Raw genomic sequence first — 25,287 nt, 5'->3', positions numbered from 1 at the left:
TCACCTCATGATCATCGATCTCCCCGAGACGACGACCAATGCGGTCAACAAGCGCCTCGTCAAGCTGCGCGACGAGGGCGGCGCCGTGGCGCTCGGCCGCGTCCTGACCCTCGTCGTCCTGGCCGAGGAGGCCGACGTCGAGGACGCGGTCGCCGCGGCCAACGGCGCCTCGCGCGAGCACCCCTGCCGCGTCGTGGTCGTCGCCCCGGCGAACAAGCGCACGTCCGCCCGGCTCGACGCCCAGATCCGCATCGGCGGCGACGCGGGGGCCAGCGAGGTCATCATCCTGCGCCCGTCGGGCCCGCTCGTCGCGCACAGCGACACCCTCGTGATGCCCCTCCTGCTGCCCGACGCCCCGATCGTGGCCTGGTGGCCCCGCGAGACGCCCGACAACCCCTCTGCGGACCCGGTCGGCCAGATGGCCCACCGCCGCATCACCGACGCGGTCAACGCGGGCAAGTCGCTCCAGACGCTCCAGCACCTGAGCAGGAGCCACCACCCGGGCGACACCGACCTCGCGTGGACCCGCGTGACCCTGTGGCGCGGTCTCATCGCGGCAGCGCTCGACCAGCCGCCCTACGAGTCCGTCACGGCCGTCGAGGTGGAGGGCGAGGAGCACCACCCCTCGGTCGACATCCTCGCGGCGTGGCTCGCCCAGCAGCTCAGGTGCCCGGTCAAGCTGGTCCGTCGTCGCGGCGTCGAGGGGATCACGAAGGTGACCCTCGAGCGCAAGGGCGGCGCGATCGTGCTGTCCCGGCCGGACGGCCGCATCGTGACGCTGACCCAGCCGGGCCAGCCCGACCGCCGCATCTCGCTGCCGCTGCGGCAGCTCGAGGAGTGCCTGACCGAGGAGCTGCGCCGGCTCGACCCCGACGAGGTCTACGGCGAGGTCCTCACCAAGGGTCTCGCGAGGATCGGCGAATGACGGCCGGCACGGGTGCCGACGCGCGCGCGCACGGGGCGCGCCTCGTCGTCGTGCACCCCGACGCGGGGGTCCTCGCCGAGGCCGTCGCGGCTCGGCTGCTGACCCGCATCCTCGACATCCAGTCCGTCCGCACGCCCGTCCACGTCGTCCTCACGGGCGGTACGGTCGGGATCCGGTCCCTCGCCGCCGTCGCCGCGCACCCCGTGCGCGACGCGGTCGACTGGACCGGCGTCCACCTGTGGTGGGGCGACGAGCGCTTCCTGCCCACGGGCGACCCCGAGCGCAACGAGACGCAGGCCCGCGAGGCTCTCCTCGACCACCTGCCGACCCTGCCCCCGCAGAACGTGCACGTCATGCCCGCGCCGGGCGACGGCGTCGGGACGCCGGAGGTGTCGGCCGCGCTCTACGCGGACGAGCTCTCCCGCTTCACGCCCGACGGCGGTGCGCACCTTCCGTTCGACGTCCTCCTGCTGGGCATGGGCCCGGACGGGCACGTCGCCTCGCTCTTCCCCGAGAACGCGGCGCTCGACGCGGACGGTGCCACGACCGGGGTGCACGACTCCCCCAAGCCGCCGCCCGAGCGCGTGTCGCTGACGTTCTCCGCGATCCAGGCCGCGCAGGAGGTCTGGGTCGTGGCCGCGGGGGCGGAGAAGGCCCCCGCGGTCGCCTCCGCACTGGCGGGCGACCCCGTGACGACGACCCCGGCAGCCGGGGCGCTGGGCACCCAGCGCACGCTGTGGCTCGTCGACCTCGCGGCGAGCCAGCACCACGCGCTGAGGCACTGACAGCCGGCGGACCGGACCAGACGACGGCACGGCGCACCGGCAGGCGCAGCCGACGACAGCACAGCGGGCCCCGTCCTTCTCGGACGGGGCCCGCTGTGCTGTGTACAGGCCCTGGAGGGCCCCCTTGCTGTGGGTGCGGACCGTTCACGGCCACACGAGCACTGCCTAGCGGCCGCGGCGTGCCCGGAGCGCGGCGAGCGCCTCGTCGAGGAGGGCAACGCCGTCCTCGTCGCTGCGGCGCTCCTTCACGTACGCGAGGTGCGTCTTGTACGGCTCGTTGCGCAGCGCGCTCGGCGGGTTCGCCGGGTCCTGCCCCCCGGGCAGTCCGCAGCGCGGGCAGTCCCAGGTCTCAGGAGTGACGATCTCCACCTCGGACGAGAAGCTCGGACGCGTCTCGTGTCCGTTGGCACACCAGTAGGAGACCCAGACACGTGGGGCGACGTCGCCCCGCTCCGTCTCTCCCAGCGGGCCGGCACCGACGCGCGACCCCTTGATAGCACTACCACCAGCCACGACTTCACTCCCCTGACTCACGACCGCCCGCGTACCGGGACGGTTCCACACCCTGTGCCGACGGCGTCGGCGCCGGGTCAGCTGACCTTCTGGATGAGCCCCAGAAGGATGATCACGACGGTCCAGGTGATCGCGAACGTGACGGTGATGCGGTTCAGGTTGCGCTCGGCCACGCCGGAGCTGCCGGCGCTGCTCGAGATACCGCCGCCGAACATGTCGGACAGGCCGCCGCCCTTGCCCTTGTGCATGAGCACGAGGAGGGTCAAGAAGCCGCTGGTGATGACCAGCAGGATCTGGAGAATGATGCGCAGCGCGTCCACGAGTACGTCCTTGGCTCTGGGTCCACGTCGAGAAGTCGAGAGCGGACCGCAACGGGTGTCCTGGACCGACCTGAGGCACAGGTACGGCACCGAGGACAAGGGTAGGCGACGCGGGCCCGATCCGACGAACCGTTCCGCCCGGCGGTCGATGCTGCCGGTCGGGACGCCACGCCCCAGGGGCTACCGCGAGAAAAGGCCACCGCTCGCGCGGTGGCCACGCTGCCGGGCCGCGCCGTGCGGCGCGACCCGGCAGCGAAGGGGCTCAGGCCCCGTGGTGCGATTGGAAGCGCGCGATCTTCGCGAACTCCTCCGGGTCGAGGCTCGCGCCGCCGACCAGGGCGCCGTCGACGTCCTGCTCCTTCATGAGCTCGGCGATCGACGAGGACTTGACCGAGCCGCCGTAGAGCACGCGCACGGCGTCTGCCACCTCGGCCGAGTACAGCTCGGCGAGACGGGCACGGATCGCGCCCGCGACCTCCTGAGCGTCCTGCGGCGTGGCGACCTCACCGGTGCCGATGGCCCAGACGGGCTCGTACGCGATGACGACCTTGGCGGCGTCCTCCGCGGACAGGCCCTCGAGCGCGCCGTCGACCTGCGCAAGCGTGTAGGAGACCTGCTCGCCGGCCTTGCGGATGTCGAGCGCCTCGCCGACGCAGATGATCGGGACCAGACCCTGCGCGAGCGCGGCCTTCGACTTGGCGTTGACGAGCGCGTCGTCCTCGCCGTGGTACTGGCGACGCTCCGAGTGGCCGATCGCGACGTAGGTCACGCCCAACTTGCTCAGGAACACGGGCGAGATCTCCCCCGTGTAGGCGCCCGAGACGTGCTGCGAGACGTCCTGCGCGCCGTACGTCAGCTCGAGCTTGTCGGCGTCGACCAGCGTCTGCACGCTGCGCAGGTCCGTGAACGGGACCAGGACGGTGACCTCGACGGCCGAGAAGTCGTGCTTGGCGTCCTTGAGGGCCCAGGCGAGCTTCTGGACCGTGTGGATGGCCTCCTGGTGGTCCAGGTTCATCTTCCAGTTGCCCGCGATGAGCGGGGTACGTGCATCAGTCATGGTGTGTCTACCTTCTGTGAGCCGTGAGGCTGCGGTGGTGGGGTCAGGCCTCGAGGACTGCGAGCCCCGGGAGGGACTTACCCTCGAGGAACTCCAGGCTCGCGCCGCCACCGGTCGAGATGTGGCTGAAGCCGGCCTCGTCGAAGCCGAGGATGCGCACTGCCGCGGCGGAGTCGCCACCGCCAACGATCGTGAACGCGCCGTTCGCCGTCGCGTCGACCAGGGCCTGCGCGACGGCACGGGTGCCGCCGGAGAACGCCTCGAACTCGAAGACGCCCGCGGGGCCGTTCCAGACGACCGTCTTGGCGTCCACGATCTTGCTCGCGAAGAGCTTCTGCGAGTCGGGACCGATGTCCAGGCCGATCTTGCCGTCCGGGATCGCGTCCGCGGGCACGACCTCGTAGGGAGCGTCGGCGGCGAACGAGTCCGCGGCGAGGATGTCCGTGGGCAGGACGATCTCGACGCCGGCCTTCTCGGCGTCCGCGAGGTAGCCCTTCACGGTGTCGATCTGGTCCGTCTCGAGGAGCGAGTTGCCCACCGAGTAGCCCTTGGCCGCGAGGAACGTGAAGACCATGCCGCCACCGATCAGCAGGCGGTCCGCCTTGGTCAGCAGGTTGGCGATGACACCGAGCTTGTCGGAGACCTTCGACCCGCCGAGCACGACGACGTAGGGGCGCGCAGGGTCCTCGGTCGCCTTCTTGAGGGAGTCGACCTCCTTGAGGACCAGCTCGCCGACCGCGGACGGCAGCACCTTGGCGATGTCGTAGACCGACGCTTGCTTGCGGTGCACGACGCCGAAGCCGTCGGACACGTACGCGTCCGCGAGCGAGGCGAGGTCCGCGGCGAGCGACTCGCGCTCTGCGTCGACCTTCGAGGTCTCCCGAGCGTCGAAGCGGATGTTCTCGAGCAGCGCGACCTCGCCGTCCCCGAGCGCGGCGACCGTGGCCTTGGCGGACTCGCCGACGGTGTCGTCGGCGAGCGTCACGGGGGCACCGAGCAGCTCGCCCAGGCGGGCCGCGACGGGAGCGAGGGAGTACTTGGCGTCGGGCTCACCCTTGGGACGTCCGAGGTGCGCGGTCACGACGACCTTCGCACCGGCGTCGGTCAGCCGCTTGAGCGTGGGGAGCGCGGCGCGGATGCGGCCGTCGTCCGTGATGGTCGTCCCGTCGAGGGGGACGTTGAAGTCCGAGCGGACGAGCACGCGCTTGCCGCGCAGGTCGCCGAGGGAGTCGATGGTCTTCATGAGCACACTCCTGGTCTGAACAGGGTCGAAACAGGTCACGTCACACATGACTGCGTCCGCGTGCATGGGCGGCCAACCGGGCCGGCCACGCACGCGGACGCAGAATTCACCTCACGTCACGAAGGACGGAGATCAGAGACGAGCACCCACGTACTGCGTGAGCGAGACGAGCGAGCTGGAGTAGCCCCACTCGTTGTCGTACCAGGCGACGACCTTGACCAGGTCGCCGCTCACCTTGGTGAGCTTCGAGTCGAAGATCGAGGTGTGCGGGTCCGTGACGATGTCCGAGGAGACGATGTCGTCGTCGACGTACTTCAGGACGCCCTTGAGGGGGCCCTCAGCAGCAGCCTTGACCGCAGCGTTGACCTCCTCGACCGTGACGGTCTTCGAGGCGGTGAAGGTGAGGTCCGTGGCCGAGCCCGTGATGACGGGGACGCGCATCGCGAAGCCGTCGAGCTTGCCCTTGAGCTCGGGGAGCACGAGGGCGACGGCCTTGGCTGCACCGGTCGAGGTGGGGACGATGTTCTGCGCGGCCGCACGGGCACGACGCAGGTCCTTGTGGGGGCCGTCCTGGAGGTTCTGGTCACCCGTGTACGCGTGGATCGTGGTCATGAGACCGCGCTCGATGCCGATCGCGTCGTTGAGGGCCTTGGCCATCGGGGCGAGGCAGTTCGTGGTGCACGACGCGTTGGAGATGATGTGCTGCGTCGCGGGGTCGTACTGCTCGTGGTTCACGCCGACGACGAAGGTGCCGTCCTCGTTCTTCGCCGGAGCGGAGATGATGACCTTCTTGGCGCCGGCCTCGATGTGAGCCTTGGCCTTGGTCGCGTCGGTGAAGAAGCCGGTCGACTCGATGACGATGTCAGCACCGAGCTCGCCCCAGGGCAGGTTCGCCGGGTCGCGCTCCTCGAGGGCACGGATGGCCTTGCCGTCGACGATGATGTTGTTCTCGTCGAAGTCGACGCTCAGCGGGAAACGACCCAGGACGGTGTCGTACTTCAGCAGGTGCGCGAGCGTCTTGTTGTCCGTGAGGTCGTTGACACCCACGATCTCGATGTCCGCCCCCGACGCGATGATGGCGCGGAAGAAGTTACGTCCGATACGACCGAAGCCGTTGATACCGACGCGGATGGTCACAATGCCCTCCTCAGGGCGCGCCGGTGTTTCCGACGCACACGGTTGATGCCGAACGATCACGTACTACGGCGTACGTAGGTGGTAACGGCGAAGTACTCCCCCACTGGATGCCTCGCGGCGTGGACTCCGGGAATCTCGCAGGGCCACAGCGACAGCTGCGACTCAACAGGGTCCCGAAGACCTCAGTGAAGGAGCACGTCTTTGTCACCTGACATCCCCGATCCTATACCCGATCCTCCCCATCCCGTGACCTGGAGGCGGATCTGAGACGCCCACGGACGCACCGTGGGAATGTGACCGGGGTCCGAGACCGACGTCACACCGGGCGTGTCGCGCGCCGGGCGCCGACGACGCGACGAGGGACCCGCACCGTGCGGTGCGGGCCCCTCGTCGGCGTGTCGTCGGGGCCTGCAGGCACCGCGGGCGCGCGTGGCGCGGACCGCTCAGACGTCGAGCAGGTCCGGGCTCAAGCCTGCCTCGGTGTCGGGGATCCCGAGCTCGGCCGCGCGCTTGTCGGCCGTGGACAGGAGCCTGCGGATACGACCCGCCACGGCGTCCTTGGTCAGCGGCGGTTCGGCGAGCTGCCCCAGCTCTTCGAGAGAGGCCTGCTTGTGGGCGAGGCGCAGCTCCCCGGCCTCCCGGAGGTGGTCCGGCAGATCAGGACCCAGGATCTCGAACGCGCGCTCGACCCGGGCCCCCGCCGCCACGGCGGCACGCGCCGACCTGCGCAGGTTCGCGTCGTCGAAGTTCGCGAGCCGGTTTGCCGTCCCGCGCACCTCGCGGCGCTGCCGCCGCTCCTCCCAGACGACCACGGTCTCGTGGGCCCCCAGACGGGTCAGCATCGCGCTGATCGCCTCGCCGTCCCGGATCACGACGCGATCCACCCCGCGGACCTCGCGCGCCTTCGCGGCGATCCCGAGTCGCCGGGCGGCGCCGACCAGCGCGAGCGCGGCCTCGGGCCCCGGGCAGGTGACCTCGAGGGCAGACGAGCGCCCCGGCTCCGTCAGCGAGCCGTGCGCGAGGAACGCGCCGCGCCACGCCGCCTCGGCCTCCCCGACCCCCGCCGAGACCACCTGCGGAGGCAGCCCGCGCACGGGGCGGCCCCGGTTGTCGAGCAGGCCCGTCTGTCGGGCGAGCGACTCGCCGTCCTTGACGACCCGCACGACGTACCGGCTGCCCCGGCGCAGCCCCCCGGCCGAGACCACGATCAGCTCGCTGGTGTGCCCGTACACGTCGCTGATCGTCTGCCGGAGCCGGCGGGCGGCGATCGCCGTGTCCAGCTCCGCCTCGATCACGATGCGCCCCGAGATGATGTGCAGCCCTCCCGAGAACCGCAGCGTGGCAGAGACCTCCGCCTTGCGGCAGGAGGTCTTGTCCACCTTGAGTCGCGCGAGCTCGTCCTTCACCTGTGCCGTCAACGCCATGGCGACATCCTCCCATCAACGAGCAACGATCGTGACCGCCTTCTGCCAGGAGCCGCCGTACGACGCGCCCCCGCGCCGATCGCACGGCTGACGCCGGTCGTGCCCGCATAGGGGCCGGGGGGCGCTGTCGCCGATCGACGGCCGACGGTCGGCTCGGCACCTCCCACGGACCGGTCCCCGGGGGCGGTCGCGGCTCAGCGGGTCGTGGTGCCCACGTCGCCGAGGAACCCGTCGAAGACGTCGCGCAGGGCGGCCGCGAGCCGCAGCGCGTCGTGCTGCGGCGTGCCGTCCGACCTGCCCACCTGGCGCAGCAGCAGCCGGGCGCCCGTGCGCGCCGACTCGTCCGCGAGCAGGCCGACGTCCTCGGCCGCGCTCGGGTCGGCGATCACCGCGTCGATGCGCAGGCTGGGTGCGTGCTTGTGCAGCGCCTCGAGGTGGTCGGTCGCGGTCAGGCCGTAGGTCTCGCCCGACGTGTTCGAGAGGTTGAGGACGACGCAGCGCCGGGCAGTGGTCTCGTGCAGCGCGTGCGCGAGCTCGGGGACCAGCAGGTGCGGCATGACCGAGGAGTACCAGGAGCCCGGTCCCAGGATCACCCAGTCGGCCGCCATGACGGCGTCGACCGCCTCGGGGCACGCGGGCGGGTCGGGCGGCACGAGCCGCAGCTGCTCGATGCGGTCGCGGGTCACGGCGACCTGGCTCTGCCCCACGATCGTCCTGAGCCCGTGGTCGGTCCGCACGTCGGCCTCGATCCCGAGGGGCACCGCAGCCATGGGCAGGACCCGGCCGCGCGCACCGAGGAGCTTGCCCACCCAGTCGAGGCCCGCGACCGGGTCGTCGAGGAGCTCCCACAGCGCGACGATCAAGAGGTTGCCGACCGCGTGCTGGTCCAGGTCGCCGCTCGAGGAGAACCGGTGCTGCAGGACCGAGCTCCACGTCCGGCCCCACTCGGAGTCGTCGCACAGCGCCGCGAGCGCCATGCGCAGGTCGCCGGGCGGGAGCACACCGAGCTCGGCCCGCAGCCGACCGGAGGACCCGCCGTCGTCGGCGACGGTCACGACCGCCGTGATGCGGTCGGACATGAGGCGCAGCGCGGAGAGCGTCGCGGACAGGCCGTGCCCGCCGCCGAGTGCTACCACTGCCGGGTTGTCGAGGGTCACGACTACTCCTTGCCGAGGTCGCGGGCCGTCACGGTGACGCGCTGCCCGACGGCGCGCAGCCGTTGGGCGAGGACCTCGGAGATCGCGACCGACCGGTGCTTGCCTCCCGTGCAGCCCACGGCGATGGTCACGTACCGCTTCTCCTCGGCCAGGTACCCGGCCAGGACGGGCTCGAGCGCGCTGACGTACCGGTCGACGAACTCGAGCGCCCCGGGCCGGGCCAGGACGTAGTCCCGGACGGGCGCGTCGCGCCCGGTGAGGTGCCTCAGCTCGGTGATCCAGTAGGGGTTGGCGAGGAACCGCATGTCGACGACGTGGTCCGCGTCGAGCGGGATGCCGTACTTGAAGCCGAACGAGACGACGTTGATGCGCAGCGTGTCCGGGGTGCCCTCGGCGACGGCCGCGCGGACCTCCCGTGCGAGGTCGTGGACGTTGAGGTCCGAGGTGTCGATCACGACGTCGGCGCGCTCCTCGACGCTCGCGACCAGGCGCCGCTCCTCGGCGATCCCGTCCAGGATCCGCCCGTTGCCCTGCAGCGGGTGCGGACGCCGGACCTGCTCGTATCGACGCACCAGGACTTCGTCGGACGCGTCGAGGAACAGGATCCGGTAGAAGACCCCGGCGTCGCGCAGGTGCTTGAGCACGTCGAGGAGGTCGGTGAAGAACCCCCCGCCACGGACGTCGACGACGGCCGCGATGCGCTGCACGCTGGACCCCGCGCGCGTCATCATGTCGACGAGCGGGACGAGCATGCGGGGCGGCATGTTGTCGACCACGTACCAGTCGAGGTCCTCGAGCACCGCAGCAGCGCGCGATCGTCCGGCGCCCGACATCCCGGTGATCACGAGGACCTCGGCGTCGGAGCGCGCGGGCGCGTGGGTGGTCGCCTCGATCGCTGGGATGCCCTGCGGGACGGTCGTCGGGGAGGGTTCGGTGCTCATGCCACCAGCATGCCAGCCGGTCGCGCGCGGGCGGGCCGGACCGGCGTCGGGCACTTCTCGGGCGTGTCCTGCTCTCCGGCCGAGAGCTCGAGACCGGCCGCCCCCGCGCCGCGGGTCACCGGCAGGCCCTCTCGCCCGACGGCGCCGGGCCCCCGGGCGACGCGGCCGCCGGGCGCGCGCGGGGACGGCTCATGCGGGCGCCGCCTCCTCGGACGAGGGGGACGCCGGCGCGGCCGCCTCGAGCGCGTCCGTCGGCGACGCCGGCGACTCCGCCTCGGGAGCCGCCGCCCCCCCGGGTCCTACGGTTCCGGCGGCGGTCGGGCTCGCCGGACCGAGCGCGGCGACGACGGCCGCGGCAGTCGCGGCACCCATGCCGGGCACGGTCGCGATCTCCTCGGCCGACGCCGCACGCAGCCGCTTGAGGGAGCCGAAGTGCGTCAGGAGCGCCTTCTTGCGTGCGGGCCCGAGGCCCGGGACGTCGTCGAGGGCCGAGGCCGTCATGGCCTTGCCGCGCTTCTTGCGGTGGTAGGAGATCGCGAACCGGTGGGCCTCGTCCCGGACACGCTGGAGCAGGTACAGCCCCTCGGAGCTGCGCTGCAGGATCACGGGGTAGTCCTCCCCCGGCAGCCACACCTCCTCGAGCCGCTTCGCGAGGCCGCACAGCGCGACGTCGTCGATCCCGAGCTCCGCGAGGGCCCGGGCGGCGGCGGCGACCTGGGGCGGTCCGCCGTCGACCACGACGAGGTTGGGCGGGTACGCGAAACGGGCGGCACGGCCCGCAGGTGCGTCCGCGCCCACCTCGCCCGAGCGTGGGACGTACCCCGCCGCGACGGCGTCCGCGTCCCGCGCGGTGTCGTCGTCGGCCCCCAGGTCCATCTCGACGTCCGTGGCCTGCGAACGGTCGGCGAGGTAGCGCTTGAAGCGGCGCGTGATGACCTCGTGCATGGCCGCGGTGTCGTCGCGGGCGCCCAGCCCCTCCGGGCCGCGGATCGCGAAGTGCCGGTACTCGCTCTTGCGCGCGAGCCCGTCCTCGAAGACGACCATCGACGCGACCTGGTGGGTCCCCTGCGTCGTCGACACGTCGTAGCACTCGATGCGCAGCGGCGCGGTCTCCAGACCCAACGCCTCCTGGATCTCGCGCAGCGCCTGGCTGCGCGTGGTCAGGTCGCCCGCACGGCGGGTACGGTGCAGCGCGAGGGCGTGCTCGGCGTTCTTGTGCACCGTCGCCGCGAGCTCGCGCTTGTCACCGCGCTGCGGCACCCGGACATCGACCTTGGCGCCCCGCAGGCCCGTGAGCCAGGCCACGACCTGCTCGGTGTCGGGCGGCAGGACGGGCACGAGCACCTCTCGGGGCACGATGCTCGACGACGGGGTCGAGGAGTCCCCGAGGGCCTCGTCGACCGAACCGTAGACCTGCTGCAGGAGGTGCTCGACGAGCTCGGCGTCGGTCACGTCCTCGACCTTCTCGACGATCCAGCCACGCTGCCCGCGGATGCGGCCACCGCGCACGTGGAAGACCTGCACCGCGGCCTCGAGCTCGTCGCCAGCGAGCGCGAAGATGTCCGCGTCGGTCGCGTCGCCGAGCACCACGGCGTTCTTCTCCATGGCGCGCTCGAGCGCGAGGATGTCGTCGCGCAGACGGGCGGCCTGCTCGTACTCCATGGCCGCCGCGGCTTCCTTCATCTTCGCCTCGACCCGGCGGATGAACTTCGCGGTGTCGCCAGCCATGAAGTCGCAGAAGTCCTCCGCGAGCGCGTGGTGGTCCTCGGGCGTGATGCGTCCCACGCAGGGGGCGGAGCACTTGTCGATGTAGCCGAGCAGGCAGGGCCGGCCGGTCTGCTGGGCACGCTTGAAGACGCCCGCGGAGCACGTGCGGACCGGGAAGACACGCAGCAGCAGGTCGAGGGTCTCGCGGATGGCCCACGCGTGCCCGTAGGGGCCGAAGTAGCGGGTCCCGGGGCGCTTGGCACCGCGCATGACCTGGGCGCGCGGGAACTGCTCGCCCAGGGTCACGGCGAGGTAGGGGTAGGACTTGTCGTCCCGGTACTTCACGTTGAACCGGGGGTCGAACTCCTTGATCCACGAGTACTCGAGCGCGAGGGCCTCGACCTCGGTCCCCACGACCGTCCACTCGACCGAGGCGGCCGTCGTGACCATCGTCTGGGTGCGGTAGTGGAGGTTCGTCAGGTCCTGGAAGTAGCTGCCGAGACGGGCGCGCAGATTCTTCGCCTTGCCGACGTAGATGACGCGGCCGTGCTCGTCGCGGAAGCGGTACACGCCCGGTGACGTGGGGATCTCTCCCGGTGCGGGGCGGTACGAGGACGGATCAGCCATGTCCGCCAGCCTAGGACAGTGCACCCACAGTCACGTCCCTGCGCCGACGCTCGCACGTGACGCCCGTCACACACGAACGCCCGACCGCCGCTAGGGTGACGGCATGGGCGCCCTTCACTCCTATGCCGCGACCGTCCGCTGGACCGGCGCGGGCCAGACCGGAACGACCACCTACACCGCGTACAGCCGGGACCACGACGTCGACCTCACCGGCCGACCGACGCTCCCCGGCTCGGCCGACCCCGCGTTCCGGGGCGACCCGAGCCGGTACAGCCCCGAGGAGCTGTTCGTCGCGAGCCTCTCGCAGTGCCACATGCTGTGGTTCCTGCACCTCGCGTCAGCGGCGGGGATCGTGGTGCGCGAGTACACCGACGAGGTGACCGGCACCATGCGGGTCGAGTCCGCCGGAGCCGGGCAGTTCGCGGACGTCACGCTGCACCCGCACGTGGTGGTCGACGACGGCCCCGACGTCAGCGACGAGGCCGTCGCCGAGATCCACCGACGTGCCCACGACCACTGCTTCCTGGCGCGCTCCGTGAACTTCCCGGTGCTGCTCGAGCCCGCGCCGCTGCGCACGCACGCGGCCTGAGCCTGCACCCGGTCGGACGACAGCCGGCCGAGGTCCGACGGTCGACGTCCGCCGGTCGATGTCACTCGGTCGCGGGCTCGGCCTTCCTCGTGGCGGCGGACGCCTTCACGGTCGACGAGCTCTCCGTGGCCGCAGCCGTCGTCGACGACTTGCGCGCGGCCGTCTTCCTCGGCGCCTTCGCCGCCGTCTTGCCCGTCGCGGCCTTGGCCGGGGACTTCTTGGGCAGGGGTGCGACCGGGATGGGGTCACCCGTGAGGACCTCGGCGAGGAACCGACCCGTGTGGCTCGCAGGGACCGCGGCCACCTGCTCGGGCGTACCCTCGGCGATGACCCGCCCACCGCCGGACCCACCCTCCGGTCCCATGTCGATGACCCAGTCGGCATTCTTGATGACATCGAGGTTGTGCTCGATCACGAGCACCGAGTTGCCCTTGTCGACGAGCGACTGGAGCACCGCGAGGAGCTTGCGGATGTCCTCGAAGTGCAGGCCCGTCGTCGGCTCGTCGAGCACGTAGATGGTCCGGCCCGTCGAACGCTTCTGCAGCTCGCTCGCGAGCTTGACGCGCTGGGCCTCGCCTCCTGACAGCGTGGGCGCGGGCTGCCCCAGGCGCACGTACCCGAGGCCGACCTCGGAGAGGGTCTTGAGGTGGCGCGAGATCGTCGGGACCGCGGCGAAGAACTCCGAGGCCTCCTCGATCGGCATGTCGAGCACGTCCGCGACGGTCTTGCCCTTGAAGTGCACCTCGAGCGTCTCGCGGTTGTACCGCGCGCCGTGGCAGACCTCGCACGGGACGTAGACGTCCGGCAGGAAGTTCATCTCGATCTTGATGGTCCCATCACCCGAGCAGGCCTCGCAGCGACCGCCCTTGACGTTGAAGGAGAACCGGCCGGGCGTGTAGCCACGGACCTTGGCCTCGCTCGTCTCGGCGAAGAGCTTGCGCACGTGGTCCCACACCCCCGTGTAGGTCGCGGGGTTGGACCGCGGGGTCCGGCCGATGGGCCCCTGGTCGACGTGGACCACCTTGTCGAGGTTCTCGAGTCCCGTGATCCGACGGTGACGCCCTGCGACCTGACGGGCTCCGTTGAGCTCGTTGGCGAGCACGGTGTAGAGGATCGAGTTGACCAGCGTGGACTTGCCGGACCCCGAGACGCCGGTGACCGCGGTCAGGGTGCCGAGCGGGAAGCTCACGTCGATGCCCTCGAGGTTGTGCTCGCGCGCACCGACGACCGTGATCCGACGGTCCTTGTCGACAGGGCGGCGGGCGGCGGGCAGCGGGATGCTGCGACGCCCGGAGAGGTAGGCGCCCGTGACGGACTCGGGCGCCTCCAGGAGGCCTGCGTAGTCGCCCGAGTGGATCACGCGTCCACCGTGCTCGCCGGCGCCCGGGCCGATGTCGACGATCCAGTCGGCCGCCCGGATGGTGTCCTCATCGTGCTCGACGACGATGAGCGTGTTCCCGAGGTCCCTCAGCCGGGTCAGGGTGTCGATGAGCCGGCGGTTGTCCCGCTGGTGCAGACCGATGCTGGGCTCGTCGAGGACATACAGGACACCGACGAGCCCCGAGCCGATCTGCGTCGCGAGACGGATGCGCTGCGCCTCACCTCCTGAGAGGGTCCCGGCCGGACGCTCGAGCGAGAGGTAGTCCAGCCCGACGTCGAGCAGGAAGCCCAATCGGGCGTCGATCTCCTTGAGGACCTCGGTCGCGATGGCCTTCTGGCGCGTGCCCAGCTCGAGCGAACCGAGGAACGCCGCGGCCTCGCGCAGCGGGAGCCTGCAGACCTCGGCGATGGACTTGTCCCCCACCTTGACGGCGAGGACCTCGGGCTTGAGACGCGTGCCCTGGCACACCGGGCACGGCGTCTCGCGCATGTAGGCCTCGTACTTCTCCTTGGACCACTCCGACTCGGTCTCGCCGTGGCGGCGCTCGAGGAACGTCACGACGCCCTCGAAGCCGGTCGAGTACTGACGCTCGCGCCCCCAGCGGTTCTTGTACCGGACGTGGACCTCGTGGTTCTGGCCGTAGAGCACCGCCTGCTGAGCACGCTGAGGCAGGGCGCGCCACGGCACGTCCATGGAGAAGCCCAGGTCCGAGGCGAGCGCCGTCAGGACGCGGTGGAAGTACTCCGAGGAGATCTGCGCCCAGGGCGCGACCGCGCCCTCGGCGAGCGACTTCTCGTCGTCCGGGACGACGAGGTCCGGGTCGACCTCGAGGCGGAAGCCGATACCCGTGCACTCGGGGCACGCACCGTAGGGGGCGTTGAACGAGAAGGTGCGCGGCTCGATCTCGTCGAGCGTGAGCTCGTGGTCGTTCGGGCACGCGCGCTTCTCCGAGAACCGGCGCTCGCGTTGCGGGTCGTCCGCGTCGGCGTCGACGAGCTCAACGACGACGAGCCCCCCGGCGAGCCCGAGCGCGGTCTCGACCGAGTCCGTGAGCCTGCGCTGCACGCCCTCGCGCGAGACCAGACGGTCGATCACGACCTCGATGTCGTGCTTGAGCTTCTTCTCGAGCGCCGGCGGGTCCGTGAGCTGGACGACCTCCCCGTCCACGCGGGCGCGCGCGAAGCCCTTCGACTGCAGCTCCTTGAAGAGCTCGCTGTACTCCCCCTTGCGACTGCGCACCACGGGAGCGAGGACCTGGTAGCGCGTACCCTCGGGCAGCTCCAGGAGACGGTCGACTATCTGCTGCGGCGTCTGGGCCTGGACCTTCTCGCCGCAGACCGGGCAGTGCTGGGTGCCGGCGCGCGCGAAGAGCAGGCGCAGGTAGTCGTAGACCTCGGTGATGGTGCCCACGGTCGAGCGCGGGTTGCGGTTGGTCGACTTCTGGTCGATCGAGACCGCGGGCGACAGGCCCTCGATGAAGTCGACGTCGGGCTTGTCCATCTGCCCGAGGAACTGACGGGCGTACGCCGACAGCGACTCGACGTAGCGACGCTGCCCCTCGGCGAAGATCGTGTCGAACGCGAGGGAGGACTTTCCGGACCCGGAGAGTCCCGTGAAGACGATGAGCTGATCCCTCGGCAGGTCGAGGTCGACGTTGCGGAGGTTGTGCTCACGGGCACCAGCGATGACAAGGCGGTTGCTCACCGAAGCATCGTAAGCCTCGCCCCTGACATTCGCACACCTGTTCGACCGACGTCACCGGTGCCGAGGGTCCTGCGGTTCCTGTCGAAGGTCGGCCCCGGCGGTCTGACCTGCTCCTGGACGGCGCTCCGGGTCCCGCCACGGGCGTGCCAGACTCGGCACGAGAGGCTCGTCACACCGGCGGCCGGTCGTCCGTCAGGACGCCAACCAGCACAGCGAGGAGATCGGCGTGGGATACACCGGAGACGTCACGGTCGCGGGACCGAGCGACCTGCGGGTGCTGGACGAGGTCGAGGTCCGCAAGCTCGCCGTCGGGCCCGCCGCGAACAACGCCTACCTCCTGACCTGCCGCGGGAGCGGCGCCCAGCTCCTCGTCGACGCCGCCGCCGAGCCCGACCGGCTCCTCGAGCTCGTCCGGGAGGGTTCGTCGACCGCCCGCCTCGACCTCGTCGTCACGACGCACAGGCACCTCGACCACCTCGGGGCGCTCTCCTCGATCGGCGCGGCCACCGGCGCGCGGCTCGCGGCCGGCGCTCCCGACGCGGAAGCCGTCGCCGAGGCGACCGGCGCGACCATCACGCGCCACCTGCACGACGGCGACACGATCGTCGTCGGCCACCTCACGTTCGAGGTGGTCGCCCTGCGAGGTCACACCCCCGGCTCGGTCACGCTCGTCTACCGCGAGCCCGAGCACGCGAGCGCACCGGACGCCGTGCCCGGCCGAGCGCACCTGTTCACGGGGGACTCGCTCTTCCCGGGCGGCCTCGGGAGCACGTCGAACGACCCGGACCGCTTCGCGATGCTCTACGCGGACGTCACCACCCGGCTCTTCGACAGGTTCGACGACGCCACCTGGGTCTACCCGGGCCACGGCGCGGACACGACGCTGGGGGCGGAGCGCCCCCACCTCGACGAGTGGCGCGAGCGCGGTTGGTAGGACACCGGTCGCGCGACCGAGCGGGCCGACGACGGACCGCCACCACGCCGGATGGTGCTTCAATGTCGCCATGCCGATCTTCGCCGTGACCTACACGTACGCCGACAAGCCCGCCGTCCTGGACGAGTTCCGCCCCGAGCACCGTGCGTTCCTGCGCGGGCTGCTCGACGAGGGCACGCTGCTCGCCTCCGGACCCCTCGCCCAGGACGCTGCCAACCCCGCGGGCGCGCTGCTGCTCGTCGACGCCCCGGACGAGGCCTCGGTCGCGAGCACGTTCGACGCCGACCCGTTCGCCCGCGAGAACGTCATCACGCGGCGCACCGTGCGCACGTGGTCTCCCGTCATCGGCCCCTGGGCCGACCGCGCCTGAGCGTCGCCGCCGCCGGACGGAGCGCCCGACTCCCCGTCCACGAACGCGGACGGCCCGTCTCCCCGGAGGGAGACGGGCCGTTCTCACGGGGCGAGCAGCGCCTGCCGAGACGCGCCTACGAGGCCGCGTCGACGTCGTCGGGCAGGGCCTCGTCCTTCTGCTGACCACGCGTGCGCAACAGGCTGGCCACCGTCGTGACCCCGAGCGCACCCAGGATGACCACGAGCGAGAGCCAGATCGGGACCGTCGGGACGGCCTCGATGTGCTGCCCGCCGTTGATGAACGGCAACGTGTTCTCGTGCAAGGCCTCGAGGATCAGCTTGATCCCGATGAAGCCCAGGATGACCGCCAGCCCGATCGGCAGGTACACCAGACGCTCGAGCAGGCCCCCCAGCAGGAAGTAGAGCTGCCGCAGCCCCATGAGGGCGAAGACGTTCGTCGTGAACACGATGAACGGGTCGTGCGTGAGCCCGAAGATCGCAGGGATCGAGTCGAACGCGAAGAGCAGGTCCGTGCTGCCGATCGCGAGGAACACGATCAGCATGGGCGTGAAGAGCCGCTTGCCGTCGACCACGGTGCGCAGCCTGCCACCGTCGTACGTCGGCGACAGCGGCAGCACCCGGCGCAACGACCGGATGAGCCGGTTCTCCTGGTACTCCTCCGGCTCGTCCCCACCCGCGACCAGCTTGATCGCGGTGTAGATCAGGAACGCGCCGAAGAGGTAGAAGACCCACACGAACTGGGCGATGATCGCGGCGCCGGCGAGGATGAACGCCCCGCGCAGCACGAGCGCGACGATGATCCCCACCATGAGCACCTTCTGCTGGTGCTCCCGCGGCACGGCGAACCTCGTCATGATGATGACGAACACGAAGAGGTTGTCGACCGACAGGCTGTACTCCGTGAGCCAGCCCGCGTAGAACTCGACCGCGGGAGCACTGCCGCCCACGAGGGCGACGAGGCCGCCGAAAACCAGTGCCAGGGCGACGTAGAACGCCACCCACAGGCCGCTCTCCTTCATCGACGGCACGTGCGGGCGACGCCCCACGACCACCAGGTCGACGAGCAGGAGGACGACGAGGGCCGTCAGGGACGCCGCCTCGAACCAGAACGGCAGCTCGTGCTGCATCAGTAGGTTTCCTTCTCCAGGCGACGACGGTCGCTCTTGTCCTTGGCGAGGCTCGCGACCGTCGTGATGGCCAGCGTGACCAGGATGAAGCTGAGGGAGACGGCCGTCGAGATCTCAGGGATGACCGTGACGTGCTCGCCACCGTTGATGAACGGGATCTCGTTCTTGTGCAGCGCGTGGATGAGGAGCTTGATCCCGATGAAGCCGAGGATCGCGGCCAGGCCCCAGGCGAGGTACACGAGCCGGTCGAGCAGGCCGTCGATCAGGAAGTAGAGCTGGCGCAGGCCGAGCAGCGAGAACGCGTTGGCCGCGAAGACGAGGAACGTCTCCTGCGTCAGGCCGAAGATCGCGGGGATCGAGTCGACCGCGAACAGCAGGTCGGCGCTGCCGATGGCGATCATCACGATGAGCATCGGCGTGATGTAGCGCTTGCCGTCGATCTTCGTGAACATCCGGTCCTCGACGTACGCGTCCGTCGTGGGGAAGAAACGACGCGTCAGGCGCAGGACGCCGTTCTCCTTGTACTCCTCGTCCTCGTGCTCACGCGCGCTCTTGACCTGCGTGTAGGCGGTGTAGATGAGGAAAGCGCCGAAGATGTAGAAGACCCAGCTGAAGTTCTCGATCAGCGCGGCGCCCAGGAAGATGAAGATCGTACGCAGGACCAGGGCGATCGTGATGCCGATCAGCAGGACCTTCTGCTGGTACAGCCTGGGCACCCGGAAGCTCGTCATGATGAGGACGAACACGAAGAGGTTGTCGACCGACAGGCTCTTCTCGGTGATGTACCCGGCGAAGTACTCCCCGCCGTAGACCGAGCCGAAGTAGGCCCAGATCCCGACCCCGAAGAGGATCGCGACCCCGACGTAGCCGGCGGACCACCACGAGGCTTCCTTGAGCGTGGGGGCGTGCGGGGTGCGGACGTGGCCCACGAAGTCGAAGGCCAGCATCGCGAGGATCATGCCGACCGTCGCGACCCACATCCAGACAGGAACATCCATCACACATACCTCCGGTACGTAGCGTCGAGTACCGAAGGTCTCTTCCGCCCTCGCGGTCACCGATCCACGCGAGGGCGGATCGCGAGAGGTGACCGTGCAGGACCGGTGACACCGGGCCGACGACTGCGCCGACCGTGATGACGACATCACCGTTCTAGGAATACTCCCCTTCAACTGGGCAAGCATAGGGCATGGCACGAGGCGAGCACCCACGCCTCCCACAACCACCTGGGCGCGGCGAACCTTCCCGGGTGTGCCTCGCCCACACCTCGCACCCACCCGCTCCTCGGGCGATCGTCACTGCACGCAGAACTCGTTGCCCTCCGGGTCCTGCAGGACGATCCAGAACTCTCCGTTCTCGTCCATCTCCTGGAGCACGGACGCGCCGAGCGAGACGAGGTGGGCCGCGTGCGACCGGACGTTGCCCACCCGCTCGGCCCCGTCCCCCTCGACCCCCACGTCGATGTGCATGCGGTTCTTGGCGGCCTTCGGCTCGGGGACCTGCTGGATGAAGATCCGCGGCCCCACGCCGTCCGGGTCCACCACCGCGTAGAACGCGTTGTAGCGGTCCGGGCTCATGCCCCAGGCCGCCATCGCGGCCTCCCAGTCCGCGAAACCCTCCGGCGGCGGCTGCTCGACGTAGCCCAACGCCTCGCACCAGAACGCACCCAGACCCCGCGGGTCCGCTGCGTCGAACGTGATCTGGACCGTGCGTGCCATGGCATCCCTCGTTCTGTCGCTCTCGCCGGGCCGGCAGCGCCTGCCCGGGCGGGCCCACCTCTCAGGCGGTGGCCGACTGCATCTGCCGCAGCTCCTTCTTGAGCCCGGAGATCTCGTCGCGCAGTCGCGCCGCGAGCTCGAACTGGAGCTCGGCCGCCGCCGCGTGCATCTGGTCGCTGAGCTCCTGGATGAGGTCCGCGAGCTCACCGGCCGCGACCCCCGCCAGCCGGTTGGCGGTCGTCGCGCCTTCTTTGGGGCCGCCCGGTACAGGAGCGCGCCCCTTGCCGGGCTGCCGGTAGCCGCCCGCGAGGAGCTCCTGGGTGTCGATGTCCTCGCGCGCGAGCATGTCCGTGACGTCGGCGATCTTCTTGCGCAGCGGCGTGGGGTCGACGCCGTGCTCGAGGTTGTACGCGACCTGCTTCTCCCGGCGGCGGGTGGTCTCCTCGATCGCCTGGGCCATGGCCGGCGTGATCTTGTCGGCATACATGTGGACCTGGCCGGACACGTTACGAGCCGCACGCCCGATCGTCTGGATGAGGGACGTGCCGGAGCGCAGGAAGCCCTCCTTGTCGGCGTCGAGGATCGCGACGAGCGACACCTCGGGCAGGTCGAGCCCCTCACGGAGCAGGTTGATGCCCACCAGGACGTCGTACTCCCCCATGCGCAGCTCGCGCAGCAGCTCGACGCGGCGCAGCGTGTCCACCTCGGAGTGCAGGTACCGCACCCGGACGTCGCGCTCGAGGAAGTAGTCCGTGAGGTCCTCGGACATCTTCTTGGTCAGGGTCGTGACCAGCACGCGCTCGTTGCGCTCGACCCGCTCCCGGATCTCGTGCAGCAGGTCGTCGATCTGCCCCGTGGTCGGCTTGACGACGATCTCCGGGTCGACCAGGCCGGTGGGCCGGATGATCTGCTCGACCACGCCGTCGGACATCGAGAGCTCGTACTTGCCCGGGGTCGCCGAGAGGTAGACCGTCTGCCCGATCCGTTCGACGAACTCCTCCCAGCGCAACGGCCGGTTGTCCATGGCGCTCGGCAGGCGGAAGCCGTGGTCGACCAGGTTGCGCTTGCGCGACATGTCGCCCTCGAACATCGCCCCGATCTGCGGGACCGTGACGTGGGACTCGTCGATCACGAGGAGGAAGTCCTCGGGGAAGTAGTCGAGCAGCGTGTGCGGGGCGGTGCCCGCCGCTCGACCGTCGATGTGCCGCGAGTAGTTCTCGATCCCGGAGCACGAGCCGATCTGGCGCATCATCTCGATGTCGTAGGTGGTCCGCATGCGCAGGCGCTGCGCCTCGAGCAGCTTGTTCTGCCGCTCGAGCTCGGCGAGCCGTTGCTCCAGCTCGGCCTCGATCGAGGTGATCGCACGCTCCATGCGCTCCGGTCCCGCGACGTAGTGCGTCGCCGGGAACAGGTTGACGCTCGTCTCCGAGCGGACCACGTCTCCCGTGAGCGGGTGGAGCAGGTGGATCGCCTCGATCTCGTCGCCGAAGAACTCGATCCGGATCGCGAGCTCCTCGTAGACGGGGATGATCTCGACCGTGTCGCCCCGCACGCGGAACGTCCCCCGGGTGAAGGCCAGGTCGTTGCGCGTGTACTGCATGGTGACGAACTGGCGCAGCATCGCATCACGCTCGACCTGGTCGCCGACGTCGAGACGGACCATGCGGTCCACGTACTCCTGCGGCGTGCCGAGGCCGTAGATGCACGACACCGAGGCCACCACCACGACGTCTCGACGGGTCAGGAGCGAGGACGTCGCGGAGTGGCGCAGCCGCTCGACCTCGTCGTTGATCGAGGAGTCCTTCTCGATGTAGGTGTCCGTCTGCGCGATGTACGCCTCGGGTTGGTAGTAGTCGTAGTAGGACACGAAGTACTCGACCGCGTTGTTGGGGAGCAGCTCCCGGAACTCGGTGGCCAGCTGGGCGGCGAGGGTCTTGTTGGGAGCCATGACCAGGGTGGGGCGCTGCAGCTCCTCGATGAGCCACGCCGTGGTCGCGGACTTCCCGGTACCCGTCGCACCGAGCAGCACCACGTCCTTCTCGCCCGCTCGCAGCCTCTGCGAGAGCTCGGCGATGGCGGTGGGCTGGTCACCGGACGGCGTGTAGTCGGAGATGACCTCGAACGGGGCGACGGTGCGCTGAAGATCGGTGACGGGACGCATGGTTCCACGGTACGGCGAACCACCGACAAGCGAACTATCGACCGCCGCTAGCCCACGGTCGACGAACGCGCGACCCGAAAGCGGACTTTCACCCGGCAAGGGATTTGGCGTGTCGCGACGGGGCCCAATACTGTGCCGGTGATCCTCGCGCATCTCCTGATATCCCCTGACAAACCAGACGTCGGGCCATCCTGGACCGTGGATTAGTACGTAGACCTTACTTTCGGCCTCGACCCCGGAGACATCGATGTTCCTCAGCCCGACGCGCAGGACCCCCCAGCGCACCCTCCTCGGCGCGCTCGCCACCGGCGCCCTGACCACCGGCCTGCTGGGCCTCGGCGCGGCCCCGGCCCTCGCCGCCACGCCGCTGCCCGCGACCGCGCTCGGCAACGAGTGCCCCGACTTCACCGGCGGCCTCACGAACACGCCGCTGTTCACCGACAAGGGCGTGGCCGTGTTCGTCGGCGGCGACTACACCGCGCTGGGCGGGGCCAAGGAGTCCGAGGGCGTCCTCGTCTCCCAGGGCTCGGTGACCATCGACACGGGCGACCTGATGAACCTCGGGGTCGTCGGGGCCGGTTCCCAGTTCACGCCGGCGAGCGGCAGCGACATGGTCCTGGCCGCAGGTGCCGTGACCGTCAAGTCCGGACGGGTCGAGGTCGCCCACCGGCTCGACAAGGGCGGCAACGTCGTCGCCGGAGGCGCCATCGAGGGGACCTTCGAGCTCAACGGCGGCAAGAAGACCCCGCACTCCTCCGTGCCCGCACCGCAGGCCAAGGCCCTCCGGACCGAGCTCGGCAAGGTCTCGGCCGACCTCGCGAGCAAGCCCGCGACCGGCAGCCTCGCCGGCAAGGTCCTCACGGGCGACGGCTCGTCCGCGGTGCAGGTCTTCGACGTCTCCGCGGAGCAGGTGGCGGGCCTCGGCGGCGAGGTCACCTTCCAGAACGTCGGCACGTCCGCACCCATCGTCGTCAACGTCTCGGGCGCCACGCCGGACCTCTCGCTGAACTACATGGCGTCGGGCAGCGACCGGATCGACGCAGGGACCGCCCTCGGCAAGTGGGCCCCTCGTATCCTCTGGAACTTCCCCGACGCCACGAACCTCACCATGACGAGCAGCAGCCAGACGGTCGGTTCGATCCTCGCCCCGCAGGCCGACGTCGAGCAGAAGACCCACACCAACGGTCGCCTGTACATCGGAGGCGACCTGACCTTCGGGGGCCAGGGCGCCAGCGGCGGCCTCGAGCACCACAACTTCCCGTGGATCGGCTCGGCGACGCTCGGTTGCGACGTCCCGCCGGCCACCGTGACCCCGCCGGTCACCGAGACCCCCCAGCCCCTCACGCCCGGCGAGAAGACCCCGAGCACGCCGGTCCCGGCCAACCCGGTCGTGCCTCCGACCGCCACGCCGCCCACGGTCACGGTGGACAAGGCCGCCCCGGTCGCCGACCCCAAGCCGTCGCCGGGCGCCACGGCGCCCGCGAAGGCCGCTCGGACCGCGACCGGCCAGGAAGAAGGCGGCCTCGCGGCCACGGGCGCGCAGACGGCGCTGATCGTCGCGGTCGCTGCGGCCCTCCTCGCGGGCGGTACCTGGCTCGTCCTGCTGGCTCGCCGCAAGCGCGCCACGAGCTGACCCTCTGCTGAACGACGGCCGAGGGCCCCGGGGAGATGCTCCCCGGGGGCCTCGGCCGTCCGACGCGTCAGTGCTCGGCGCCCGCCGAGACCGTCCGCGGGGCGTCGCGCGCGAGCCGACCGTCGAGGTCGGCCAGCGCCGTCTCGACGACGACCCGCAGGGCGCGGACGACGGCCGCGAGCGGCAGGGACCCGGCGTCGGGCAGGGGGCTGCCCGGCTCGCTCACGGCAGGCACGTGCACGAACCCGGCCCGGACCTCGTCCCGGCCGTCCGCCCAGCGCGCGAGGTCGTAGAAGGTCGCGTTGCACACGTACGTCCCCGCGGTGCCCGACACCGCGACAGGTACCCCGGCCTCGCGCACCGCGACGAGCGACGGCTTGAGCGGCAAGGTCGTGAAGTAGGCGGCCGGGCCGCCCTCGACCACGGGCACGTCGACGGGGGCCGAGCCCTCGTTGTCGGGGATGCGAGCGTCGACCAGGTTGATCGCGACCCTCTCGAGGCGGACCGCGTCCGCCCCTCCCGCGAGCCCCACGGCCACGACGACCCGCGGCCGGTGCTCCTGGATCGCCGCGAGCAGGGCGGGCCAGGCTCCGGCGAAGGTGCACGGCAGCTCGACCGCGACGAGCGGCTCGTCCGCGTCCCACGCGTCGCGCAGTGCGCTCACGGCCTGCCAGGAGGCGTTGGTCGCGGCGCCGTCGAACGGCTCGAAACCCGAGAGCAGGACGGTCATGCGAGCTCTTCCGCGGTCTCGCGCACGACGCGCTCCCACAGGGCGTCGACCTCGGCACGCAGGGCCTCGGGCGTGCCGCTGCCGTCGAGCGTGACGTCGGCGACCGCGAGGCGCTCGGCGTCGCCGGCCTGCGCGGCGATGCGCGCCCTGGCCTCGTCCTCGCTCATGCCCCGTGAGGTCACGAGGCGTCGGAGGCGTACGTCCTGCGGGGCGACGACCACGGCGACGAGGTGGAACGACTCGGCCTGGCCGGTCTCCACGAGCAGCGGGATGTCATGCACGACCACGGCTCGCGGGTCGCGCGCCGCGACGAGGGCCTCTCGCTCGGCCGACAGACGCCGGACCTCCGGGTGGACGATCGCGTTGAGCCGGCGCCGTGCCTCGTCGTCGCCGAACACGATGGTCCCCAGTCGTGCCCGGTCGAGCGACCCGTCGGGCGCGAGGACGCCGTCGCCGAAGGCTTCGACGACCTCCTCCAGACCCACGGTGCCGGGCGCGACGGCCTCGCGCGCGAGCACGTCGGAGTCGATGACGCAGGCCCCGAGCTCGGCGAACCGGTCGAGGGCCACGGACTTTCCTGCTGCGATCCCGCCGGTCAGGCCTACGCGAAACATGGGTCCATCCTGCCAGTCATGCCCCGTGCGCACGCCCTGGGGAGGCTCCGGCCTCCCCCGCCACGACGCGTAGCAGCCGCAGGAGCTCGTGCCGGTCGTCGGCGTCGAGGCGCGAGAGCAGGGTGCCCGCACTCGTCTCGCGCTCGGCGGCGACCGCCGCGAGGGTCTCCCGTCCCTCGTGGGTCAGCTCGACGAGCGTCGCACGGCGGTCGGTGGGGTCGGGCAGCCGGCGCACGAGCCCGGCGGCCTCCGCGTCGTCGACCTTGGTCGTCACGGACCGGGGGGCGACGTCCAGGATGCCGGCGAGCGCGCCGGGGCGCTGCGGCCCTCCGCAGCGGTCGAGCACCCGGAGCATGCGGTACTGCCCGGGCGTGGTCCGGGCACGCTCGAGGCGCTCCCCCGCCTCTCTGCGGACGGCGCGCATCGCGGCGTGCAGGAGGGTGAGGAACTCGGCGTTCTCGGCGTCGAAGTCTGTCGTCACAAGCACG

The 25,287-nt window shown here is 70.8% G+C and carries 23 protein-coding genes; 6 read left to right on the top strand and 17 right to left on the bottom strand.

Translation table 11 applies throughout. From position 1 onward, the window contains the following. The first annotated feature begins 7 nt into the window (after positions 1-7). Both opcA and pgl read left to right on the top strand, forming a co-directional pair. A complete protein-coding gene (gene opcA, locus ACZDYF_RS06070) occupies positions 8-925 on the top strand; it encodes a glucose-6-phosphate dehydrogenase assembly protein OpcA (protein ID WP_191790344.1) in 918 nt (305 codons plus the stop codon). After that, positions 922-1,710 (top strand): 6-phosphogluconolactonase, encoded by a 789-nt coding sequence (pgl, locus tag ACZDYF_RS06065; RefSeq protein ID WP_475054707.1) that lies wholly within the window; start codon positions 922-924, stop codon positions 1,708-1,710. The genes opcA and pgl overlap by 4 nt, the downstream gene beginning before the upstream one ends. 165 nt (positions 1,711-1,875) lie before the next feature. On the opposite strand, the gene ACZDYF_RS06060 is transcribed toward pgl, so the two are convergent. From ACZDYF_RS06060 to uvrC, 9 genes are all read right to left on the bottom strand, one after another. Next, positions 1,876-2,223 carry an RNA polymerase-binding protein RbpA gene (locus tag ACZDYF_RS06060; RefSeq protein WP_191790342.1) on the bottom strand — a complete coding sequence of 116 codons (348 nt, stop codon included), beginning with the start codon at positions 2,221-2,223 and terminating at the stop codon, positions 1,876-1,878. A 77-nt stretch (positions 2,224-2,300) separates the two neighbouring features. Then, entirely contained in the window at positions 2,301-2,543 is a 243-nt protein-coding gene (secG, locus tag ACZDYF_RS06055; protein ID WP_191790341.1) for a preprotein translocase subunit SecG, read from the bottom strand. 262 nt (positions 2,544-2,805) lie between these two features. Beyond that, positions 2,806-3,600, bottom strand: coding sequence for a triose-phosphate isomerase (gene tpiA, locus ACZDYF_RS06050; protein WP_191790340.1), 795 nt, complete (start codon positions 3,598-3,600; stop codon positions 2,806-2,808). A 43-nt stretch (positions 3,601-3,643) separates the two neighbouring features. After that, positions 3,644-4,843, bottom strand: a complete 1,200-nt coding sequence (locus tag ACZDYF_RS06045; RefSeq protein ID WP_239527377.1) for a phosphoglycerate kinase — start codon at positions 4,841-4,843, stop codon at positions 3,644-3,646. A 132-nt stretch (positions 4,844-4,975) separates the two neighbouring features. Further along, positions 4,976-5,980, bottom strand: a complete 1,005-nt coding sequence (gene gap / locus ACZDYF_RS06040; RefSeq protein ID WP_191790338.1) for a type I glyceraldehyde-3-phosphate dehydrogenase — start codon at positions 5,978-5,980, stop codon at positions 4,976-4,978. A 443-nt stretch (positions 5,981-6,423) separates the two neighbouring features. Beyond that, positions 6,424-7,404, bottom strand: coding sequence for a DNA-binding protein WhiA (gene whiA, locus ACZDYF_RS06035; RefSeq protein WP_191790337.1), 981 nt, complete (start codon positions 7,402-7,404; stop codon positions 6,424-6,426). A gap of 194 nt (positions 7,405-7,598) precedes the next feature. After that, positions 7,599-8,561 carry a gluconeogenesis factor YvcK family protein gene (locus tag ACZDYF_RS06030; RefSeq protein ID WP_364072972.1) on the bottom strand — a complete coding sequence of 321 codons (963 nt, stop codon included), beginning with the start codon at positions 8,559-8,561 and terminating at the stop codon, positions 7,599-7,601. 2 nt (positions 8,562-8,563) lie between these two features. Next, positions 8,564-9,502: an RNase adapter RapZ gene (gene rapZ, locus ACZDYF_RS06025; RefSeq protein WP_475054700.1), complete on the bottom strand. Its 939-nt coding sequence runs from the start codon at positions 9,500-9,502 to the stop codon at positions 8,564-8,566. Positions 9,503-9,691: 189 nt separating this feature from the next. Continuing rightward, the gene (uvrC, locus tag ACZDYF_RS06020; RefSeq protein WP_191790334.1) at positions 9,692-11,836 is read right to left on the bottom strand and encodes an excinuclease ABC subunit UvrC; all 2,145 of its coding nucleotides are present in this window, start codon (positions 11,834-11,836) and stop codon (positions 9,692-9,694) included. A 103-nt stretch (positions 11,837-11,939) separates the two neighbouring features. Here uvrC and ACZDYF_RS06015 point away from each other — a divergent pair, with 103 nt between their 5' ends. After that, positions 11,940-12,425 carry an OsmC family protein gene (locus tag ACZDYF_RS06015; protein WP_475054697.1) on the top strand — a complete coding sequence of 162 codons (486 nt, stop codon included), beginning with the start codon at positions 11,940-11,942 and terminating at the stop codon, positions 12,423-12,425. 61 nt (positions 12,426-12,486) lie between these two features. On the opposite strand, the gene uvrA is transcribed toward ACZDYF_RS06015, so the two are convergent. Further along, positions 12,487-15,510, bottom strand: coding sequence for an excinuclease ABC subunit UvrA (gene uvrA, locus ACZDYF_RS06010; protein WP_475054693.1), 3,024 nt, complete (start codon positions 15,508-15,510; stop codon positions 12,487-12,489). A gap of 226 nt (positions 15,511-15,736) precedes the next feature. On the opposite strand from uvrA, the gene ACZDYF_RS06005 reads away from it, so the two are divergent. Together ACZDYF_RS06005 and ACZDYF_RS06000 are read left to right on the top strand one after the other, a co-directional pair. Continuing rightward, positions 15,737-16,444 carry an MBL fold metallo-hydrolase gene (locus ACZDYF_RS06005; RefSeq protein ID WP_475054688.1) on the top strand — a complete coding sequence of 236 codons (708 nt, stop codon included), beginning with the start codon at positions 15,737-15,739 and terminating at the stop codon, positions 16,442-16,444. Positions 16,445-16,514: 70 nt separating this feature from the next. Continuing rightward, positions 16,515-16,814, top strand: a complete 300-nt coding sequence (locus ACZDYF_RS06000; RefSeq protein WP_475054686.1) for a YciI family protein — start codon at positions 16,515-16,517, stop codon at positions 16,812-16,814. A 115-nt stretch (positions 16,815-16,929) separates the two neighbouring features. On the opposite strand, the gene ACZDYF_RS05995 is transcribed toward ACZDYF_RS06000, so the two are convergent. From ACZDYF_RS05995 to uvrB, 4 genes are all read right to left on the bottom strand, one after another. After that, entirely contained in the window at positions 16,930-17,943 is a 1,014-nt protein-coding gene (locus ACZDYF_RS05995) for a TerC family protein (protein ID WP_475054682.1), read from the bottom strand. Next, entirely contained in the window at positions 17,943-18,941 is a 999-nt protein-coding gene (locus tag ACZDYF_RS05990; protein ID WP_475054679.1) for a TerC family protein, read from the bottom strand. Before ACZDYF_RS05990 ends, ACZDYF_RS05995 begins: the two co-directional genes overlap by 1 nt. A 297-nt stretch (positions 18,942-19,238) precedes the next feature. After that, entirely contained in the window at positions 19,239-19,661 is a 423-nt protein-coding gene (locus ACZDYF_RS05985) for a VOC family protein (RefSeq protein ID WP_475054677.1), read from the bottom strand. A 61-nt stretch (positions 19,662-19,722) separates the two neighbouring features. Next, on the bottom strand, positions 19,723-21,822 hold the full coding sequence (gene uvrB / locus ACZDYF_RS05980) for an excinuclease ABC subunit UvrB (protein ID WP_475054675.1): 2,100 nt from the start codon (positions 21,820-21,822) through the stop codon (positions 19,723-19,725). Positions 21,823-22,069: 247 nt separating this feature from the next. On the opposite strand from uvrB, the gene ACZDYF_RS05975 reads away from it, so the two are divergent. Then, positions 22,070-23,455, top strand: coding sequence for a choice-of-anchor A family protein (locus ACZDYF_RS05975; protein ID WP_475054672.1), 1,386 nt, complete (start codon positions 22,070-22,072; stop codon positions 23,453-23,455). A 67-nt stretch (positions 23,456-23,522) separates the two neighbouring features. Here the strand turns inward: ACZDYF_RS05975 and ACZDYF_RS05970 are convergent, their stop codons facing one another. Genes ACZDYF_RS05970 through ACZDYF_RS05960 form a run of 3 tightly spaced genes read right to left on the bottom strand, consistent with a single transcriptional unit; the run spans position 23,523 to position 25,280 of the window. Further along, positions 23,523-24,185 (bottom strand): pyroglutamyl-peptidase I, encoded by a 663-nt coding sequence (locus tag ACZDYF_RS05970; RefSeq protein WP_475054669.1) that lies wholly within the window; start codon positions 24,183-24,185, stop codon positions 23,523-23,525. After that, positions 24,182-24,799 carry a dephospho-CoA kinase gene (gene coaE, locus ACZDYF_RS05965; RefSeq protein WP_191790323.1) on the bottom strand — a complete coding sequence of 206 codons (618 nt, stop codon included), beginning with the start codon at positions 24,797-24,799 and terminating at the stop codon, positions 24,182-24,184. The genes ACZDYF_RS05970 and coaE overlap by 4 nt, the downstream gene beginning before the upstream one ends. A 16-nt stretch (positions 24,800-24,815) precedes the next feature. Beyond that, positions 24,816-25,280: a MarR family winged helix-turn-helix transcriptional regulator gene (locus tag ACZDYF_RS05960; protein WP_475054662.1), complete on the bottom strand. Its 465-nt coding sequence runs from the start codon at positions 25,278-25,280 to the stop codon at positions 24,816-24,818. Between the last annotated feature and the right edge of the window lie 7 nt (positions 25,281-25,287).

The sequence above is a fragment of the Oerskovia sp. PE-21s genome, assembly GCF_056158145.1.
Note: the sequence above shows the minus strand (reverse complement) of the source record. Positions and strands in the feature narration are given on the sequence as shown.

Coding starts and splice junctions, on each gene's coding strand:
- opcA (WP_191790344.1), top strand. CDS start 8: ATGATCATCGATCTCCCCGAGACGACGACCAATGCGGTCAACAAGCGC.
- pgl (WP_475054707.1), top strand. CDS start 922: ATGACGGCCGGCACGGGTGCCGACGCGCGCGCGCACGGGGCGCGCCTC.
- tpiA (WP_191790340.1), bottom strand. CDS start 3,600: ATGACTGATGCACGTACCCCGCTCATCGCGGGCAACTGGAAGATGAAC.
- ACZDYF_RS06045 (WP_239527377.1), bottom strand. CDS start 4,843: ATGAAGACCATCGACTCCCTCGGCGACCTGCGCGGCAAGCGCGTGCTC.
- whiA (WP_191790337.1), bottom strand. CDS start 7,404: ATGGCGTTGACGGCACAGGTGAAGGACGAGCTCGCGCGACTCAAGGTG.
- rapZ (WP_475054700.1), bottom strand. CDS start 9,502: ATGAGCACCGAACCCTCCCCGACGACCGTCCCGCAGGGCATCCCAGCG.
- uvrC (WP_191790334.1), bottom strand. CDS start 11,836: ATGGCTGATCCGTCCTCGTACCGCCCCGCACCGGGAGAGATCCCCACG.
- ACZDYF_RS06015 (WP_475054697.1), top strand. CDS start 11,940: ATGGGCGCCCTTCACTCCTATGCCGCGACCGTCCGCTGGACCGGCGCG.
- ACZDYF_RS06000 (WP_475054686.1), top strand. CDS start 16,515: ATGCCGATCTTCGCCGTGACCTACACGTACGCCGACAAGCCCGCCGTC.
- ACZDYF_RS05995 (WP_475054682.1), bottom strand. CDS start 17,943: ATGCAGCACGAGCTGCCGTTCTGGTTCGAGGCGGCGTCCCTGACGGCC.
- ACZDYF_RS05990 (WP_475054679.1), bottom strand. CDS start 18,941: ATGGATGTTCCTGTCTGGATGTGGGTCGCGACGGTCGGCATGATCCTC.
- ACZDYF_RS05985 (WP_475054677.1), bottom strand. CDS start 19,661: ATGGCACGCACGGTCCAGATCACGTTCGACGCAGCGGACCCGCGGGGT.
- uvrB (WP_475054675.1), bottom strand. CDS start 21,822: ATGCGTCCCGTCACCGATCTTCAGCGCACCGTCGCCCCGTTCGAGGTC.
- ACZDYF_RS05975 (WP_475054672.1), top strand. CDS start 22,070: ATGTTCCTCAGCCCGACGCGCAGGACCCCCCAGCGCACCCTCCTCGGC.
- ACZDYF_RS05970 (WP_475054669.1), bottom strand. CDS start 24,185: ATGACCGTCCTGCTCTCGGGTTTCGAGCCGTTCGACGGCGCCGCGACC.
- coaE (WP_191790323.1), bottom strand. CDS start 24,799: ATGTTTCGCGTAGGCCTGACCGGCGGGATCGCAGCAGGAAAGTCCGTG.